General features: G+C 44.2%; 2 protein-coding genes. One reads left to right on the top strand and one right to left on the bottom strand.

Annotated elements, in window-relative coordinates; translation table 11 throughout:
* Positions 1-320 precede the first annotated feature (320 nt).
* Positions 321-737, top strand: coding sequence for a hypothetical protein (locus C6Y40_RS08015; protein WP_105934131.1), 417 nt, complete (start codon positions 321-323; stop codon positions 735-737).
* 131 nt (positions 738-868) lie between these two features.
* Here the strand turns inward: C6Y40_RS08015 and C6Y40_RS08010 are convergent, their stop codons facing one another.
* The gene (locus C6Y40_RS08010) at positions 869-1,849 is read right to left on the bottom strand and encodes an IS5 family transposase (RefSeq protein WP_105934130.1); all 981 of its coding nucleotides are present in this window, start codon (positions 1,847-1,849) and stop codon (positions 869-871) included.
* Positions 1,850-1,915: the final 66 nt, after the last annotated feature.

Here is a 1,915-nt window from a genome sequence, read left to right as displayed (position 1 = left end):
TTAGCAACGCTTGTTTGTTTTAGTTCGGTAACACCAGCATTCGGCACAATCAGTTTTGCCAGCCAGCTCACTTCTCAAGCCGCCACTTTATCATCTGGCTTTTCGCCCAGGGTTGTTTTAAGGTAATTGTTAATATTTAAAGCAATAGTTTGTTGTAGCGGGCGGTGGCGGCAAAGCCGCGAAGGGCAAGTGTCTCGCACGCATAACAAACAAATGTTGGGGACACAAACACGTGGGCTCTGCTTCGCAGTATAGCCCACGCGTTTGTGCCGCCAAATTAGGGCGTTAGCAACCAAGTTCGACAAACAGGATTTATCGACATGAATGAAGAGCATGATTCATATATTGAAAACTTGAAGGAATTGGCAGGCCTTTCTAAACAAACAGTAGATAAGGTAGTTCAAGGTTTATCAGGCAAACAAGTACCAGTAAAGCTTACGGACAACATTAACAACTTTAATAAAAGGCTTGAAGCATTTTTAGAAGCCATAAGAAATAATTCTGACCTTAATAAGGTAGAAAAATCTGCACAACAAATTACGATTTACATTAATGCGATTTTTAATAGCATTAAAGATCTAGAAGTATCTAAAGAAACTCATTCGGCTAGAGCTAAATTGCCCGAACTGGCCACGAAATTAAATAACTCGGTTAATGCTCGATTGATTACATTGAATAATGATGAACTGGTCAGCCAAGAATCAAAAATCCCCGAAAGAGAGGGAAACTGCGAATAAGTCCTGCAATTTAGTTTTTGAACCAGCCTTTGCATTCGCCGTTTAATTTTTGAACGGTAAATTCTCAATTTCGGCCAATATACTACCTTTTTAGGCCTGATTTAGGCCTTATTCCGGGTTATTCCCGGATTTCAGACAGATCTTGGCTGTCGTCGCAACATCTGGTCTACTTTAAACAGGTTTGCCAAGGTGCATAGCATGGCTAACTGTGAGTCATTTTTCATCAGTCCTTTGTACCGTGCTTTGATAAAGCCAAACTGACATTTGATGATCCGAAACGGATGCTCCACTTTCGCCCGGATGCTGGCTTTTAAGTATTCGATGTTAATGGCCGTTTTGTTTTTGCGAGGATGCTTTTTCAGTGCCCGGACTTTTCCGGGGCGTTCGGCAATCAGCCATTCCACATTTGTATCTTGCAACTCTTCCCGTTTCTCTGCTCCCTGATAACCGGCATCGCCGGAAGCGAATTCTTCTTCGCCATGCAACAGGTTTTTCAACTGATTCAGGTCATGCTCATTGGCGGCGGTGGTTACCAATGTATGGGTGAGACCGCTCTTGGCATCCACACCAATATGGGCTTTCATGCCGAAATGCCATTCATTACCTTTCTTGGTCTGATGCATCTCCGGGTCACGTTCATTCTTTTTGTTTTTAGTGGAGCTGGGCGCTTCAATAATCGTCGCATCCACCAATGTGCCCTGCGTCATCATCACACCGCAGTCCGAAAGCCATTGGTTGACCGTTTTGAACAATTTGCGAGTCAGCTTGTGCTTTTCCAGCAAGTGCCGGAAGTTCATAATGGTAGTGCGGTCTGGAATGGCTTTATCCAATGACAGTTGCGCAAACTGGCGCATCGAAGCAATTTCATATAACGCATCTTCCATTGCCTCATCACCAAGGCTATACCATTGCTGCATACAGTGAATGCGAAACATGGTCTCGAGCGCATACGGACGTCTGCCATTGCCTGCTTTAGGATAAAAGGGTTCAATCACTTCCAGCAGTTGAGACCACGGCAGCAGGTTATCCATTCTGGATAAGAATATCTCTTTACGGGTCTGACGGCGCTTACTGGAAAACTCGCTGTCAGCAAAGGTTAACTGGTGACTCATGAGCGGTAATGTTTGTGATTTACTATGCAGCTATGATCTCACATCGGGGACTTATTCGCATCTTCC

This window comes from Marisediminitalea alba (assembly GCF_002993365.1).
Classification (GTDB): domain Bacteria; phylum Pseudomonadota; class Gammaproteobacteria; order Enterobacterales; family Alteromonadaceae; genus Alteromonas; species Alteromonas alba.
This window is presented reverse-complemented; position numbering and strand designations above follow the sequence as displayed.

Coding starts and splice junctions, on each gene's coding strand:
- C6Y40_RS08010 (WP_105934130.1), bottom strand. CDS start 1,849: ATGAGTCACCAGTTAACCTTTGCTGACAGCGAGTTTTCCAGTAAGCGC.
- C6Y40_RS08015 (WP_105934131.1), top strand. CDS start 321: ATGAATGAAGAGCATGATTCATATATTGAAAACTTGAAGGAATTGGCA.